Annotated in this window: 15 protein-coding genes; 4 read left to right on the forward strand and 11 right to left on the reverse strand. The window is 50.3% G+C overall.

Going from position 1 to position 15,510, the window contains the following annotated elements; translation table 11 throughout:
* Positions 1-4: 4 nt before the first annotated feature.
* The 8 genes from AWU77_RS11690 to fucP form a co-directional block, all read right to left on the reverse strand.
* Positions 5-853, reverse strand: coding sequence for a fumarylacetoacetate hydrolase family protein (locus AWU77_RS11690; protein WP_062063545.1), 849 nt, complete (start codon positions 851-853; stop codon positions 5-7).
* 18 nt (positions 854-871) lie between these two features.
* The gene (locus tag AWU77_RS11695; protein ID WP_062063547.1) at positions 872-1,600 is read right to left on the reverse strand and encodes an SDR family oxidoreductase; all 729 of its coding nucleotides are present in this window, start codon (positions 1,598-1,600) and stop codon (positions 872-874) included.
* Between the two features lie 10 nt (positions 1,601-1,610).
* The gene (locus tag AWU77_RS11700) at positions 1,611-2,828 is read right to left on the reverse strand and encodes a UxaA family hydrolase (RefSeq protein ID WP_062063549.1); all 1,218 of its coding nucleotides are present in this window, start codon (positions 2,826-2,828) and stop codon (positions 1,611-1,613) included.
* The gene (locus tag AWU77_RS11705; RefSeq protein ID WP_062063551.1) at positions 2,825-3,172 is read right to left on the reverse strand and encodes a UxaA family hydrolase; all 348 of its coding nucleotides are present in this window, start codon (positions 3,170-3,172) and stop codon (positions 2,825-2,827) included. Before AWU77_RS11705 ends, AWU77_RS11700 begins: the two co-directional genes overlap by 4 nt.
* A gap of 27 nt (positions 3,173-3,199) precedes the next feature.
* The gene (locus tag AWU77_RS11710) at positions 3,200-4,252 is read right to left on the reverse strand and encodes an aldo/keto reductase (protein WP_062063553.1); all 1,053 of its coding nucleotides are present in this window, start codon (positions 4,250-4,252) and stop codon (positions 3,200-3,202) included.
* A gap of 227 nt (positions 4,253-4,479) precedes the next feature.
* A complete protein-coding gene (locus AWU77_RS11715; RefSeq protein WP_084618308.1) occupies positions 4,480-5,286 on the reverse strand; it encodes an IclR family transcriptional regulator in 807 nt (268 codons plus the stop codon).
* Between the two features lie 140 nt (positions 5,287-5,426).
* Positions 5,427-6,272 carry an amidohydrolase gene (locus AWU77_RS11720; RefSeq protein WP_062063555.1) on the reverse strand — a complete coding sequence of 282 codons (846 nt, stop codon included), beginning with the start codon at positions 6,270-6,272 and terminating at the stop codon, positions 5,427-5,429.
* A complete protein-coding gene (gene fucP / locus AWU77_RS11725; RefSeq protein ID WP_062063557.1) occupies positions 6,269-7,540 on the reverse strand; it encodes an L-fucose:H+ symporter permease in 1,272 nt (423 codons plus the stop codon). The genes AWU77_RS11720 and fucP overlap by 4 nt, the downstream gene beginning before the upstream one ends.
* Before the next feature lie 181 nt (positions 7,541-7,721).
* Between fucP and AWU77_RS11730 the strand changes: the two genes are divergently transcribed.
* A complete protein-coding gene (locus tag AWU77_RS11730) occupies positions 7,722-8,864 on the forward strand; it encodes an L-lactate dehydrogenase (RefSeq protein ID WP_062063559.1) in 1,143 nt (380 codons plus the stop codon).
* Positions 8,865-8,993: 129 nt separating this feature from the next.
* Here AWU77_RS11730 and AWU77_RS11735 read toward each other — a convergent pair whose 3' ends face one another.
* Positions 8,994-9,926 (reverse strand): transporter substrate-binding domain-containing protein, encoded by a 933-nt coding sequence (locus AWU77_RS11735; RefSeq protein WP_062063561.1) that lies wholly within the window; start codon positions 9,924-9,926, stop codon positions 8,994-8,996.
* Between the two features lie 274 nt (positions 9,927-10,200).
* On the opposite strand from AWU77_RS11735, the gene AWU77_RS11740 reads away from it, so the two are divergent.
* Entirely contained in the window at positions 10,201-11,517 is a 1,317-nt protein-coding gene (locus AWU77_RS11740) for a lytic murein transglycosylase (RefSeq protein WP_084618310.1), read from the forward strand.
* A gap of 38 nt (positions 11,518-11,555) precedes the next feature.
* Positions 11,556-12,863 (forward strand): mechanosensitive ion channel family protein, encoded by a 1,308-nt coding sequence (locus AWU77_RS11745; protein ID WP_062063564.1) that lies wholly within the window; start codon positions 11,556-11,558, stop codon positions 12,861-12,863.
* A 13-nt stretch (positions 12,864-12,876) separates the two neighbouring features.
* On the opposite strand, the gene AWU77_RS11750 is transcribed toward AWU77_RS11745, so the two are convergent.
* Positions 12,877-13,743 carry a DMT family transporter gene (locus AWU77_RS11750; RefSeq protein WP_062063566.1) on the reverse strand — a complete coding sequence of 289 codons (867 nt, stop codon included), beginning with the start codon at positions 13,741-13,743 and terminating at the stop codon, positions 12,877-12,879.
* Positions 13,744-14,021: 278 nt separating this feature from the next.
* On the opposite strand from AWU77_RS11750, the gene AWU77_RS11755 reads away from it, so the two are divergent.
* Positions 14,022-14,948 (forward strand): ABC transporter substrate-binding protein, encoded by a 927-nt coding sequence (locus AWU77_RS11755; RefSeq protein WP_062063568.1) that lies wholly within the window; start codon positions 14,022-14,024, stop codon positions 14,946-14,948.
* A gap of 72 nt (positions 14,949-15,020) precedes the next feature.
* Here AWU77_RS11755 and AWU77_RS20845 read toward each other — a convergent pair whose 3' ends face one another.
* Positions 15,021-15,146, reverse strand: coding sequence for a hypothetical protein (locus AWU77_RS20845; protein ID WP_255353643.1), 126 nt, complete (start codon positions 15,144-15,146; stop codon positions 15,021-15,023).
* Between the last annotated feature and the right edge of the window lie 364 nt (positions 15,147-15,510).

Consider the following 15,510-nt stretch of genomic DNA (forward strand, 5'->3'; position numbering starts at 1 on the left):
TTCGTTATTTTGCGTTTACCACAACCTGCTTTTGCACCCCCATTCCCTCAATGCCCAACTCCATCACATCGCCTTCATTTAAATACACAGGTGGTTTTTGCCCAAGGCCGACACCTGGTGGTGTGCCGGTGCTGATTACATCGCCCGGCTGCAAACTCATAAATTGCGAGAGGTAATGCACTAAAAAAGCGGGACCAAATACCATCTTATCGGTAGAGCCATTTTGAAATGTTTTGCCATTTACTTTTAGCCACAAATTTAATTTGAGTGGATCGGGCACTTCATCTTTAGTAACTAAGTAAGGGCCAATGGGGCCGAAGCTGTCGCAACCCTTACCTTTATCCCACTGCCCGCCCGGGCGCTCCAATTGAAAATTGCGCTCGGATACATCGTTAATTACGCAATAGCCAGCGATGTAATCCATAGCCTCAGTTTCAGACACATAACTCGCGTGCTTGCCAATTACTAAACCCAACTCGACTTCCCAATCCAGCTTAGTGGAATTGCGCGGTTTGATTACATTGTCATTGGGACCAGTGATTGCACTGGTTGCTTTCATAAACACCACAGGCTCTGCTGGCACAGCAACACCTGACTCAGCGGCGTGGTCAGCATAATTTAAACCGATACAAATAAATTTACCCACGCTATTAACACAAGCGCCGAAACGCACCGGCTCATCAACAATAGGGAGGGAGTTGATATCCAGGCTGGCAATTTTTTTCAACGATTCTTCACTCAGTGTTTTACCGTTAATATCGGAAATAACAGAGCCCAATTCTCGTACTTTACCCTTGCTATCCAAAATTCCCGGACGCTCTTGACCCGCAATTCCGTAACGAAGTAATTTCATATTAAAGCCTCCAAAAAATTAATTACTCCAGCCGCCATCAATCACATTGATAGTGCCGGTGGTAAATGCCGATGCATCACTCGCCAAATAAAGTGCAAGCTCTGCCATTTCACGTGCAGTACCCAAACGCCCCATTGGTTGGCGCGCGACAAAATTTTTATAGGCAGTTTCATAATCGCCCGTTGCATACAAACGCTGTTCAAGTGACGGGGTTTGAACAGTGCCCGGGCAGATTGCATTGCAGCGTACACCCTGAGTGACAAAATCGGCCGCAACTGCTTTGGTTAATCCGATCACTGCCGCTTTGGTCATGCCATAAGCAAACCGATTGGGTGCACCTTTGATTGAACTGGCCACCGAGGACATATTGATAATCGAACCGCCACCCCGTGCGATCATGCCCGGTAAAAATGTGCGGGTCATGCGATACATAGAGCTCACGTTTAAATCGATGGAAAAATTCCAATCCTGTTCATCGCAATCCAAAATCGTTCCGCTGTGCACATAACCGGCGCAGTTAAATAAAATATCTATGCTGCCAATTTTTTCGCACAGGGATTGAATCTCAGCTTGTTTCAGTACATCCAGAGCATAGACTTCGCAATTCGATAATTCGCTCAGCGCCGCTACATTAATATCGGTAGCAATTACGCGCGCACCTTCTGCGGCAAACAATTCTGCGCTCGCACGGCCAATACCTTGGGCAGCAGCGGTAATTAATGCGGTTTTACCTTCCAGACGCTTCATCGTTTTTGTCTCACTGGATTTGTCTCACCGGCAAACAGCTTGGACCAATCGGTTCAAAGGCCTTGTAGGTCAAAATAAATTCCTGATGCCCAAGCTCTTCCGACACACTGCGTTTTCCCGCTGCGACAGCAATTACGTTTTGTAAAATTTCTTCACCTACCTGATCCAGTGTTGCCTCGCCTTCCAATATGCGCCCTGCGTTCACATCCATATCTCCTGCCAAGCGGCGATAGGTCTCAGGATTGGCGCAAATTTTTATCACTGGGGAAATCGCCGAGCCCACCACCGAACCGCGCCCGGTGGTAAATAAAATGACGTGAGAACCGCAGGCAATTAATTCGATAATTTCAGCGTTGTCGGAAATATTGGGAAAACCAAAACGCGGTTCGCCATCGGGGACCACATCCAACAGATACAAACCACCCGCAGGAGGAATATCGCCCGGTTTAATTAATCCGCTAATCGGCGATGAACCAGATTTGGAATAGGCGCCCATGGATTTTTCTTCGAGTGTAGTTAAACCACCATCGGCATTGCCCGGTGCAAAACTGCCAAAACCCATGACGCGATAATAGTGTTCCGCTTTGGCCACGCAGGCTTCAATTTCTGCGCCCAACTCGGGCGTAACAGCGCGATCTGCCATAATGGTTTCGCAGCCGATTAACTCGCCGGTCTCTTCAAAAATACAAATTGCGTCGGCTGCAACTAAGGCATCAAAACAGCGACCAACGGCCGGATTGGCGCTAATGCCACTGGTGCCGTCGGAGCCGCCACAAATTGTCCCCACAATTAATTCATTTAACTGCATGGGCACTCGCGCCACTGCTGCAGCTTCACTTTGCAAACGCTTTACTGCAGCAATGCCTAATTCAATTGTGCTTTTAGTGCCGCCCTCTTCTTGAATGACTAATAACTCCGCAGGGCGACCACTCGCGAGAATGTCACTCAATAATTTCTCGCGATTCATACTTTCGCAGCCGAGCGATACCAATAAGGCACCGCCAACATTGGGATGGGTACATACGGCACGCATCATGTCGTAGGCGTATTGATTGGGATAACAGCCGGGGAAGCCAATTAAATGCACATCCATATCATTGACATGATTCACAATTTTTCGCGTAACGTGATGGGCGCATTCCACTAAATAAGCCACCACAATCACGTTGCGGATACCTTTGCGCCCGTCGGCACGCTGCCAACCGGAAAAACTGACTGCCTGACTCATGCGTCACTCCTATCTTTATGTTGGCGGCTGCGGGTGTGACTGGGAATGTAATCACTTTTCATATTGTGCATATGCACATGCTCACCTTTGGCAACGGCCTGAGTCATTGAGCCGATAGGCGCGCCGTAGCGATAAACCTTATCGCCCGGCCGTAAATTGATGCGCGCAATTTTGTGACCGACAGCTATGTCAATGTCACTCAACAATGTTTCGCCGTCGATCGTGATTTCATCGCCCGGATGAAATTGTTTTACACACACCAAAATATTGTCGTCCGGATGCAGCAGTATCACGGGTGCTATCGCGGTTTTTTGCGGTGCATTGGAATCAGTGGATTGCGTCATGCGGCACCCTATTAGAAAAAAGAAAGTTCACGCAGGGGTAGCGGCAGCGGGGTGCAACAATTCGCGGTCACGCAGCCGCTGCCAAAACTCATCGGGAATTGGAGTGTTCATCCAGGAAACAGCTTGTTGTACTTGCGCATCGCTGGCAAAGCCGGCTAATACCGAACAAATTTGGGCATGGGCCGCCGGAAATTGCAGCGCGGCAGCAGCGAGCGGAACGGCAAACTCTTCGCACACCGATTCGAGCTGTGCGACCCGATCAATAATCGCTTGCGGCGCCGGTTCGTAGTTGTAGTGCAATGGAACCTTGCCGCTGGCGATAGCAGCGCTTTTTACACCGGTCGCCAAAATGCCGGAATTAAATGGCCCACCCAAAATCACCGAGGCGCCGCGCCGCGCACAGAGCGGCAAAAACGTTTCGCAGGCGCCTTGCTCCAATAGGGTGTAACGCCCCGCAAGGAGGAAACCGTCAAAATCACCGTGTTTTAATGCCGCCTCGCAGATTTGCCATTCGTTGGTGCCCAAACCAATCGCCGTCACCCGGCCGGCGGCTTTTAACTCGCTCATGGCGCGATAACCGCCGTCCATAAATTCGCGAAAGCGCGCGGGGTGATCCGCACCGTGGGTTAAGGGCCCTAGATCGTGAGCCAGTAATAGATCGATATGCTCGCGCTGTAAGCGCTGCAAGCTACTTTCAAAACTGCGCATCACACCGTCATAGCTGTAATCAAACTGTGGCTCCAGCGGTGGGGCATCCACAAAGCCATGGCGCACCGATGCTCTGGAACTGGTCGGCACTAATAGACGCCCAACTTTAGTTGAAACAATCACCGATTCAGCGGCAGCAATATTGCCAAGTGCCGCCCCCAAACGGGTTTCACTCAGGCCAAAGCCGTAATGGGGCGCTGTATCAAAGTAGCGAATGCCAGACAACAGAGCAGCTTTCACTGCGCGGCCAGCCTGAACACCGGTTATCGGTTGATATAAATTGCCAATGGGTGCGGCGCCAAAACCCAATCGGGATAAGCTCAGCGAACTGCGCCCAAACTGGCGCCGGGGAATAGCAATTGAACTGCCCACAGAACCTCTTTTTTATAATTAGCTTTTTATATTTGGCTTTTCATTTTTAAAATAACAATCGCCAATAAAAATCATTTTATCTTAAGAAATCAAAAAATGACATATAGTTATTTAGACTTTTTGTCTTGGTGTGTGTCAACCCCCAACCGAGTTGCACTGACTTTCGGCCCATAAAAAAAGCCGACTGAGTTAGTCGGCTTCTTGATGGGTGGAAACAGCTAAAAATACTAATCGATCAACCCGTGGGAGATCTTATCCGCCGCTTGTAGCAAGCGCTCCAGCACTCGCTCCTGGGTAATCGCTTGGGATTTGATATGGATAAACGGAATAATCATCACCGCAGCGGCGCCATGCACACCAATAATCGGCACACAAAAATCGGTAACGCCATCGACAAAATCACTCGCCAGCTGGATATAACCCTGATCTACCCCTTTGCGCGCTTTGACCAGAAAACGCTCAATACGCTCCAAATCGACAGTTGCCGATAACAGCGGCAACCAGCCCGCTTGCACATCCGGTGTGGCAAAACCGTAGAGCAAAGCGCCGGAATTGGTGTCGATCAGGCGGCGGCGATAACCCACACGCACAGAAAAGCCGAGATCCATTGGGCTCTCAAGGCGCGCAACCACCACTATTTGGTCCCCCGATGGCACAACCAAATGACAGGATTGCCCCAGCTCGCGCGTCAGCTCTTTCATTACCGGCAGCGCCACTTCGAGCAGGGTTTTGGCCGTCCCCTGGGATATGCCCAAGGTGAAAAGTTTATTGGTAAGCATATAGCCGTCACGGCCATCGGGCATTTGGGTGATAAACCCGCGATATTCGAGCGCGAGCACCATGCGGAAGAGTTCACTAACCGAGCGCCCAAGCGCTGCAGCCATCTGCGAAGTAGTCATTGGCGACGAGTTGCGCGCCAGTAATTCAAGGATATCCAACCCTTTTTCCAGTGCCGGTGCGCGGTATTTACGCTCGGCGTCATCTGCCATGTCTGCCAATTCATTGTCGATTTGTTTGTTCATAGTAGTTGTCATAGTCTTTTTCTCATTATTCGTTATCACCGCTAACCCCCATTACTACACATTCCGATAAGCCACATTGATAGCGCTTGAATGTCTGTGCCTGTAGAGTCATCCAGATTCTACCTGCAGAGTTTGGCGCCAATCGTTCCACTTTACGTAATTCGGTAAAAACGCAAACTTGTACCTATGAAAACACTTTCAAAATCACTTGTTTTGCACCCAGCAAGTGCATGATTCACAAGACTAAACCAGTTTTTATAGCTGGATAAGTGTTTATTTGGCGCCAAGTGAATGACGGGCCAATCGCTACCCCACATTAATCGCTCACTGCCAAATACTGCCAACAGGTACTGAAGGTAGGGCAGCAACTCAGCTTCGCCCTGATTTTTTCCCGCCTCAGTGACCACCCCGGATAGTTTGCAATACATATTTGGGCACTGGGCAATCGTCGCTATGGCACTACGCCAGTCGTCCGCTGGACGATCATGAGCGCTAACTGCAGGCTTGGCTGCGTGATCGATCACTATGGCCAATTCCGGGTGGCGTTTGGCAAACACCTCCAGGTGCACCAAATGGCGGGTATACACCAAGGCATCCAAACTCAGCTGGTGCTGTTTCATTGCCGCAAGCGCCGGCTCCAATTCCGGGCGCAGAATCCAGTCATCCTCTGGCAGCTCTTGCAACATAGGGCGCAAACCGCGCAGTTTGGGGTGTTGCGCCAACTGGGCGATACGCGCTGGCGCGCCGGGTGAGGCCAAATCCACCCAGCCCACTACCGCCTTGACGAAATCCGATTGCTGCGCAAGCGCTAATAAATAGTCCGTGTCCGCATCGCTAGTCTGCGATTGCACCAGCACCGAGCCGGTGACTCCAAGGCGATGCGCCAGCGGCAGCAAATCCTCCAGCACAAAATCGCGGTAGATCGCGGCAAGCTCGGGCGTTGGCCAAGTGCAATCATGCTGGCCAAGCTGCCAACAATGCTGATGTGCATCAATCACTTGAGTGCCACCTCGGCCTTATCGCAGCGGCGAGCATAGAGTGCGATCACCACAAAACACACCAGTGGCACCGCGACTGCCACGTGAATCGAGGCCATATCCGATATAAACCCCATCACCGCCGTCAGTACTGCACCGCCAATAATCGCCATAATCACTAGCGATGAACCCACTTTGGCCAAAGCGCCGAGGTTTTTAATACTTAGGGCAAAAATCGTGGGAAACATGAGCGACATAAAAAAGCTGGTGGCCGCCAGTGCAAGTAAACCGGAATGGCTGGGAACAAGAATGGCATAGGCACACAGAGCGATATTCGCCAGCGCATAAACCCACATTAACCAGGCGGCACGGAAGCGCCCCATGAGTGCAGTGGCGACAAAGCGCCCCACCATAAACACTACAAGTGAACCCATCAGATAACTGGCGAGGGTTTTCTCTCCCGTACCCGGCACCGCCTCTTGCCCGTAACGAATCAAAAAGCTCCAGATACAGACCTGCGCGCCCACATAAAAAAACTGGGCAGCCACGCCAAACATAAACTCGCCCTTGCGCAGCAGGGTTTGGTAATCCGCCCAACTGCCCAGACCATCGGCGGCGGCCTCGTCTTTATCGATGTGGGGAAACTTAACGATAAACACCAGCAGCGCCCAGAGCAGCACCAGACAACCAATCGCCAGATAAGGCCCTTGCACCGCTTGGGATTCAAACTGGTAAAACTGCTCCAGCTGCACAGCACTCATCGCCGCCAGTTCTTCCGCCCTTGGCTCGTGGCCGGAGAGAATAAATTCGCGCCCGATCAATATCCCCGCAATGCAGCCAAACGGGTTAAATGACTGGGCAAAATTCAAGCGCCGCTCGGCGGTGGCCGGGTCACCCATAGCAACAATCAGTGGATTGGCCGAGGTCTCTAGAAACGCCAAGCCACTGGCGATCACAAACAGGGCGCCGAGAAAGAGCGCATATTCGCGCTGCGCGGCTGCGGGGTAAAACAGAAAGGCGCCAGTGGCATAAAGCAGCAAGCCAAACACCACGGCGGCTTTATAGCCAAACCGTTTCATCCAGAGCGCTGCGGGAATGGAGAAGACAAAATAGCCGGTATAGAACGCGGATTGCACCAACCCGGCTTTAAAGTCGGACAGGGTGAACACCTTTTTAAACTGGGTGATAAGAATATCGTTGAGGTTATTGGCCATGCCCCATAAAAAGAACAGGCTAATAATCAGGATCAGCGGCAGCAGCAAGCTGGCCGACTTAGGTTTGTTATACATTAAAGCTCCACATTGTCATTATTAGGATGGAGATTGCCCGTTATCGATCAGGCTTAAATTGACTCTAGCAACGTATCTTCATTACGTCACACAGATTGCATATAAAAAATAGTTTATACATAAAAGATGCTAACATAGAGTCCATAAAACTATAACACTTTTTAACACTAGGTTAATCGCCATGATCCTCGCCAATGTTGACGACTATCGCACCCTCGCGCGCAAGCGCCTGCCCCGTTTTTTATTTGAATATATCGACGGCGGCGCCTTTAGCGAAACCACCCTGCGCAATAACCAGCTCGACCTGCAGCAGATCGCATTGCGCCAACGGGTGCTGCGCGATGTCTCCAGCATCTCCACTGCAACAACACTATTCGGCCAAACATTTAAGCTGCCGCTGGGTTTAGCGCCGGTTGGTATAGCCGGGTTAAACGCGCGGCGCGGTGAAGTGCAAGCGGCGCAGGCGGCGGAAGAAGCAGGCATCCCCTTCTGTTTATCGACCGTATCGGCTTGCTCGATTGATGAAGTGCGCGCCGGGGTCAACCAGCCCATCTGGTTTCAACTCTATATGATCCGCGATCGCGGCTTTTTGCGCGAAATGCTCGCCCGCGCCAAAGCCGCTGGCACCAACACCTTGTTATTCACCGTGGACATGCCGGTACCCGCCACTCGCTACCGCGATATGCGCTCGGGTTTATCCGGCGGCAGCCTGCTGCAGCGCAAGCTCACCCGCGTCGCACAGGTACTCACCAAACCTCACTGGGCCTGGGATGTCGGGCTGCTGGGCCGCCCCCACTCGCTGGGCAATATCGCCCCCATCCTCGGCGAAAAAGCAGGTATCGATGAATTCTGGAGCTGGTTAGGAGCAAACTTTGATCCCACCGTCACCTGGGCGGATATCGACCGCATCCGCGCCGAATGGGACGGCCACTTTGTCATTAAAGGTATTTTGGATGCCGCTGACGCCAAGCAAGCAGCCAGCATCGGCTGCGATGGATTGATCGTCTCCAATCACGGCGGCCGCCAATTGGATGGCGCGCTTTCATCGATCAAAGCCCTGCCCCGCATTGCCGATGCGGTGGGCGATAACCTGAGCCTGATTCTGGATTCCGGTGTGCGCTCGGGTTTGGATGCAGTGCGCGCGCTGGCGCTGGGCGCCAAAATGGTGATGATCGGCCGCCCCTGGGTTTATGCGCTGGCAGCGCGACAAAAACGCGGCGTGAATGAGATTCTCGACATCTTCGCCAAAGAGATGCGTGTGGCCATGGCGCTCTCGGGCTGCACCAAGGTTGCCGATATCAATGCTAGCATGCTGGAAAAATAGTTCCCTATCGCGTCAAACCGCAACTGCAAACCAGAGAAATCTTGCGCTTATTCCACGCTTCTCTTCGCTTGCCCAAACGCTGGTAAAGACCAGAAACCGCACATGGCGATTTCTGTTCTTTTGTTTGTATCACTCGTTTGCTGCTGGCTCGTCGGGCGCAACCCTGGCCACCTCAGCCACAGGTGCAGTTTTACCAAGGGTTTTGATATCCAACCAGAGCTCAGGGCGATCCAGTGGTGTCTCTTTAGGCAGGGTTGGGTTGTCCAGATGAAACTCCAAGCGCTGGCTGAGATTGGCCTTTGCCAACACGTCCTTAACCATCGGATCATTGAGAAAGACCCGATCAAAACTGCCGTCAGCAATGGCGCGGTTCAGCCCCAGCTCAAGGTCTGCCGCTAATTTGGTATTTTTCTTGTTGGTAAACAGATACATAGGCATGCGGTACACCAACATAATGTGCTTTTCTACCGTCAGTGGCAGGCTCGCGTTGTTGATTAGCTCCTGCCAAGGCTCCTGCACTCCGCGCGGAAATGCATCAAAACGCCCCCCCTCCACCATGTAAAACAGGTTTTGGTATTTGTTGGTACGAATGACCTTCAGGCCGTTACTCGCCAAAATATCCGAATCAGCCCAAGTAGTGCCCTGCCCAAAGGTAAACTGTTTTAAATCCTCAAAGGTTTTGACCCGGTCAAACTTAGCTTGAGAGGCTGGGTTAATAATAAAAATTCGATGCCCGAGCATGCCTTTGTACAAAGGGATACGTACGGGCAACAGCTTGTTTTCCATATCCTGATTAGTGGCCGCCCAGAGTAAATCCGACTTGCCATTGGCTACATCTTCGATATTGCGCGCCTGACTGACTTCCGAATTATCTAGCTCAAACTTGTACTTAGTGTCGATTTTACTAAATGCTAAATTGACCATCTGCATGGCATAACGGCCATTGCCATCGGTAGCTTCATTGACACGCACTATTGTTTGAGCAGAAATAAACGGTGCGCTTGTAAGGGATAACGCCAGAACGGCAGCAAGCAAAGCCCTGCCGAAAAGAGAGTTGTTCATAATTGACCTATTTGACCGTGTTTGCCGTGGACTAGAGCTGCCCCGTAAGCGGATACGCTCCGTTTTTTTATATGTTGTGCTTATAGAGTGTAGCACTAGGAAAATACGACACCGCGATCATGGCTAAATAGATAAATATCGCAACTGAGTGAGCGAGTTCGAGAAAAAAGCATTTCAAGTTATAAACAAGCCGCCATAATGGCGATGTCATTCTGCTAATCGAATCCACCTACATTGGCGAGCGCGCTTTGTGCAGCCACTATCCGGAGTTACCATGCCCAACCTACGGGAGCTTTTACCTCTTGTCTGCTGTATGAGTTTATTGTCTTGCGCGCAAACCCCCAGCAGTACAACAAATCCATCTAGCACCGCAGCTTCAACAATATCTACCCCTGCAATCACAGCCGCAGCCGATGCACCGGTCATCACCCCGGCACCCATGCTCACCGAAGCCGAGTTTGCCAGCTGTATCCAGACCTTCTCTGCCGATGCCAAAAAAGCCGGCATTAGCGCGCCGATAATTCGCGCCAGCCTCGGCAAGGCCAGCCTCAGCAAACGCGTATTGGAATTGGATCGCCAACAACCGGAGTTCACTACCACCTTTGCCGACTACTTTAATCGCCGCGTAACCGAACAGCGCGTGGCACAGGGGCGCGCACTTTGGGCAACGCATCGTGCATTGCTGGATCGTGTTGAACAAACTTACGGTGTACCGGCACCTTACCTGCTCGCCTTTTGGGGTTTGGAAACCAACTTCGGCGGTTATTTTGGCAATATGAAAGTGGTCGATTCCCTCGCCACCCTCGCCTGTGATCCACGCCGCAGCACTTTTTTTACTATCGAATTAATGAATGCCTTACGCATTCTCGATGAAGGTGATATCGCCCCCGAGCAGATGCTCGGCTCCTGGGCTGGTGCCATGGGCAACTTCCAATTTATGCCCTCGTCTTACTTAAAAAATGCCGTGGATTACGATGGCGATAACAAACGCGACCTGTGGCATAGCAAAGCCGATGCGTTTGCATCCGCCGCGAAATTTTTACAAAGCTTGGGTTGGCTGGGCGATGAACGCTGGGGGCGCGAAGTAAAATTGCCGCGCAACTTTCCGTTTTTGGAGGCTGGTTTAAAAAATCACAAAACGCTTACCGAGTGGAGCAAGTTAGGGGTAACCCGCGCCGACAATAGCCCATTACCGCAAGCGGAGATGAATGCCTCACTACTGGTTCCCGCAGGCCACCAAGGCCCAGCGTTTTTGGTGTACGACAATTTCAATGTAATTATGCGCTGGAACCGCTCGGAGTTTTACGCCATTGCCGTCGGCCAATTGGCCGATCAAATTGCCGGTGGCGGTGCGCTGTTGCAAACACCACCCATCGATGCACCGCGTTTGCATCGCCAGCAAGTAATGCAATTGCAAGCACAGCTCAATCAAAAAGGCTTTGATGCAGGCAAACCCGACGGCATTTTTGGCCCGGGCACACGCCGCGCGCTGAGTGAATTCCAACATTCACAAGGTTTGGTTGCCGATGGTTTCGCCGATCACACCGTGTTAAAACTACTGGGCATTCAAAGCGCACCGGCAAGCAACTAACCCTGTGAAATTAAAATCGAAGAACTGGAGTCAGCACCGTGGATTATAAAAAAATCAGCCAGACACTCGTTGATCTGCATACACAATGGACCGATCTGCTGCAGGACTCCAGCACCTATTATCAACTGCTACTAGTGCTGGCGATTTTTTTATTCTCCTATTTAATCAGCCGGCGTATTCGCAAACATGTACCGCTATTTTCACCCTATGCCGATGCGTCGGCGGCTACACTGCGAAAATTCAGTTCCAAATTAGGCGGTTTAATTTTTCCGCTGATCACCATTATCATCATGAGCATGGCGATTGAACTGAGCAACCAGCTGCTGGGCAAATCCTGGCTGATACGTACCGCACTGGTTGCTTCATTATTGCTGTTTTATAACACGCTTATTCGCGATTACATCAAAAATGATTTTGTCGCGTTTAGTTTTCGCTGGGTGGGTTTGCCGCTGCTGTTTTTACACTGGGTAGATTTGCTCGACCCCACTATCGCCATTCTTGAAGCTATGCAAGTTACCGTCGGCAATATCAACGTGTCGGCCTATGGTGTGGCCAGAGTGATTGTATTTGGCTCGCTGCTGTTTTGGCTCGGACGCATTTCCAGCACTACCGGTCAGGAAATTATTCGGCGACAAGAAAAGTTGGATTTCAGAACCAAAGAAGTCTCGGCAAAATTATTAGAAGTCGCGATTTTTATTTTATTTATTTTATTGTTGCTGCAAGTCATGGGCATCAACCTCACCGCCCTCGCAGTCTTTGGCGGCGCACTCGGTGTTGGGCTGGGTTTGGGCTTGCAAGCCATCGCCTCCAATTTTATTTCCGGCATTATTATTTTGCTCGACCGCTCTATTTCGGTGGATGACTATATCGAGCTGGAAGATGGCAGAACCGGCGTAGTACGCGAACTCACGCTGCGCTCAACCACACTGGAAACTTTTGATGGCAAAGACATCATGGTGCCCAACGAACGATTTATGACGGAAAGTTTTACCAACTGGACGCACAAAAATAAAAAGCAGCGCTATAGAGTCGATTTTTCGGTGGCCTATGACACCGACATTCGCAAGTTGGTAGAAATCATTAAAGCCACTGTCGCGTCCCACGAACAAGTGATCAGCGGCGATGATGTACCCATCGAGGAGCGCCCCGATTGTGAAATCAGCGGTTTTGGCGATTCCGGTGTAAATATGTTTGTAGAGTTTTGGATGTACGGCATAGACGACGGCAAAAATCGTGTCGGCGGTGATTTAATGTTAATGATCTTCGAAGCCATGCGCGAACACGGTTTTCAAATTCCGTTTCCGCAGCGCGAGGTGCGCATCCTCAACGAAAAAAATCCCGGCTAATTGCATCGGCGATTTATTTTTTTTCCACAATCACCAGGGCGATACCACCCAGTATCGCCACCGAGGCCAATACCAAACGCAACGTGAGCGCTTCGCTGAGCAAAATCACACCACCCACCGCAGTAATCACTGGCACACTCAATTGCACCGAGGCGGCAGTTGTCGCCTTTAACGCGGGCAATACGCCATACCAGATGGCATAGCCAACACCAGACGCTAAAGCGCCAGACAAAATCGCATACACAATTCCAGCATTGCTAAACATGGCGCCGCTAAAAAAATTATCACCAAAAAACACGCTACTTTGCAGCAATACGATTAACAAGAACGCCATTGGAATCGTGCGCACAAAATTTCCCGCAGTCACCTGTAGCGGGTCGCCAACCGCTTTGCCACGCAGTGAATAAATCCCCCAGGCAATACCGGCACCCACCATTAATAGTGAACCCCACAATGGCGGCGCGGAAAAACCGGGCGCAAGCAATACCACCAAACCCACTAATGCCAATGCAAGACCTACCCGCTGCAATCTACGCAATTGTTCGCCCGACCAAATGCCATATCCAATCATGGTGGCCTGCACCGCACCAAACAATAACAATGCACCCAGTGCGGCAGGCAAACTTAAATAGGCAAATGAAAAACCTGCCGCATATACAAACAGCGCCAATGCCGACCACCAATTGCCCTGCACGCGCGCAGAGCGACGATGCAGCAATACAATCAACCACAAAACCAAGGCGCCAGAGAGCAAGCGAATACTGGTAAAACTCGCTGCATCGATGCTGCCATCTTTAAGCGCAAGGCGGCACAAAATAGAATTGCCCGCAAACGCCAGCATCGCCAAGGCAGTCAGGACAATCACACGAACATAATTCATTTCAAGTAATCCATGTCAATTAACACTTCAAGCGAAGCCCCTTTATTCTAGTTTGATTCGCAGCGGAGGGGCGGTTTACAGCGCGACAGTATTGAACCAGCAAGCAAAAGGTGGCGATGGGATCGAATTAGGTCACCCGCCCATCAACGATGGCCGCGATTGAGCACTGTTGGTAAAAAACTCAGCTTAACTCAGCGCCTAGCGGAATCTAGCTCAGCGCATATACTTGAATAACTCGCATCACCGATAACGCTGCTCAACAAGCGCAGGGAATACTTATGGTAAAGATGACCCATTCAAGCAAGATTCTGTTGCTCGCTGTTTTATTGTTTTCACCCTGTGCCTTGGCGATCGATACCCTAAGGTGGCCAGATACGGGCGATATGAATTCAGCAAAAGAAAAATATAAATTCAACATCGCCAAGATAGCGATGGAAAAAACCGTAGCACAATATGGGCCATTCAAAATTGAAGCTGTACCAATTGAGATGATGACGCCAATCAGAGCCAAAGAAGTATTGCGCGAAGGAATAAAAATCAATGTTTACACTGCCTTGACCACTAACGACTGGGAGCTCAACACCATTCCGGTGCGCATACCAATTCGCCGGGGCATACTGAACTATCGCTTATTGCTTGTGCACAAAAATAACACCTCCCTGTTTACAAACGTCCATACGCTAGAAGAATTGAAGCGCCTAAAAGTTGGCTCCCAGCTTGGCTGGGCGACAACCGAAACATTAAAAGCAGAAGGCTTCAATCTAGTGCGCGGCAAAAAGCCAGATGGCATGTTTTATATGTTGGACGGCGGCCGTTTTGACTATTTGCCACGCGGCATTAATGAAGTATTTAACGATATAGAACAATACAAAGATAAACTCGAAATCACTGTGGCGCCGAATATCGCTATAAATCTACCAGCACCAACCTATTTTTTTGTTTCCCCTAGCGAACCGGGTCTGGCAAAACGTTTAGAAGCAGGCTTGGAAATTATGGTTAAAGATGGCTCACTCAAAGCATTATTTAATGAAGCCTATGGTGACTCACTGCGAATGGCGGATCTTAAATCGCGCAGAATTATCACCGTTAAAAATTCAAGCCTCCCTCCCCTAACGCCATTAGATCGCAAAGAATTATGGTACGACCCATTCGAAGAAGAGGTTCCCCCTGCCGACAGTGAATCATCATCTAGCCCTGCGCTTTAACCCCGAAAGCTTTAAGTCGCTCTAATTTTTGAATCGATTTTTTTAATTCAGATTATTGTGCAACCTGAGCGGTCACGCTTTTGGCGGACACAACCCATCCGCCGCTTGGGCATAATCCACCGCATGGGTAAACCTAGCGCAAGGCGTTTCATTGATGCGCACAGACGCGCGTTCAAGCAGCGAGTATTCAACCGACATCGCACAACCTAATCCAATGAACAGGCTTGTATTTTACGGCTAAAGCAACGACTGATGGGTTTATGTGCAAGTAACTTATTAATTCTTTACCGTGTAATGGGCGGTAATTACATTAATAGATGAAATTTGTTATTTAGCCCATCTGTGCTTCAATCATGAGATTGATTTTGTAGGGCGCTTCGTGAAGCAAGCCGCCGAATATCGTAGAATCCGGCTAAAGATGATTGCGGTTGAGTTTACGAACTACAACGGATTTTAAGGGCAGCAATGTGCCCAAAGCGGAAGTTTGTGATTAGATGTGGAGCGGGCGCCATGTTGGATAACTCTGTTAAATGCCTATCCTTCAGAGGCTAATATTGACAAA

This window comes from Cellvibrio sp. OA-2007, assembly GCF_000953825.1.
GTDB lineage: Bacteria > Pseudomonadota > Gammaproteobacteria > Pseudomonadales > Cellvibrionaceae > Cellvibrio.

Coding starts and splice junctions, on each gene's coding strand:
- AWU77_RS11705 (WP_062063551.1), bottom strand. CDS start 3,172: ATGACGCAATCCACTGATTCCAATGCACCGCAAAAAACCGCGATAGCA.
- AWU77_RS11730 (WP_062063559.1), top strand. CDS start 7,722: ATGATCCTCGCCAATGTTGACGACTATCGCACCCTCGCGCGCAAGCGC.
- AWU77_RS11750 (WP_062063566.1), bottom strand. CDS start 13,743: ATGAATTATGTTCGTGTGATTGTCCTGACTGCCTTGGCGATGCTGGCG.
- fucP (WP_062063557.1), bottom strand. CDS start 7,540: ATGTATAACAAACCTAAGTCGGCCAGCTTGCTGCTGCCGCTGATCCTG.
- AWU77_RS11700 (WP_062063549.1), bottom strand. CDS start 2,828: ATGAGTCAGGCAGTCAGTTTTTCCGGTTGGCAGCGTGCCGACGGGCGC.
- AWU77_RS11690 (WP_062063545.1), bottom strand. CDS start 853: ATGAAATTACTTCGTTACGGAATTGCGGGTCAAGAGCGTCCGGGAATT.
- AWU77_RS11735 (WP_062063561.1), bottom strand. CDS start 9,926: ATGAACAACTCTCTTTTCGGCAGGGCTTTGCTTGCTGCCGTTCTGGCG.
- AWU77_RS11740 (WP_084618310.1), top strand. CDS start 10,201: ATGCCCAACCTACGGGAGCTTTTACCTCTTGTCTGCTGTATGAGTTTA.
- AWU77_RS11695 (WP_062063547.1), bottom strand. CDS start 1,600: ATGAAGCGTCTGGAAGGTAAAACCGCATTAATTACCGCTGCTGCCCAA.
- AWU77_RS11715 (WP_084618308.1), bottom strand. CDS start 5,286: ATGACAACTACTATGAACAAACAAATCGACAATGAATTGGCAGACATG.
- AWU77_RS20845 (WP_255353643.1), bottom strand. CDS start 15,146: ATGTCGGTTGAATACTCGCTGCTTGAACGCGCGTCTGTGCGCATCAAT.
- AWU77_RS11755 (WP_062063568.1), top strand. CDS start 14,022: ATGGTAAAGATGACCCATTCAAGCAAGATTCTGTTGCTCGCTGTTTTA.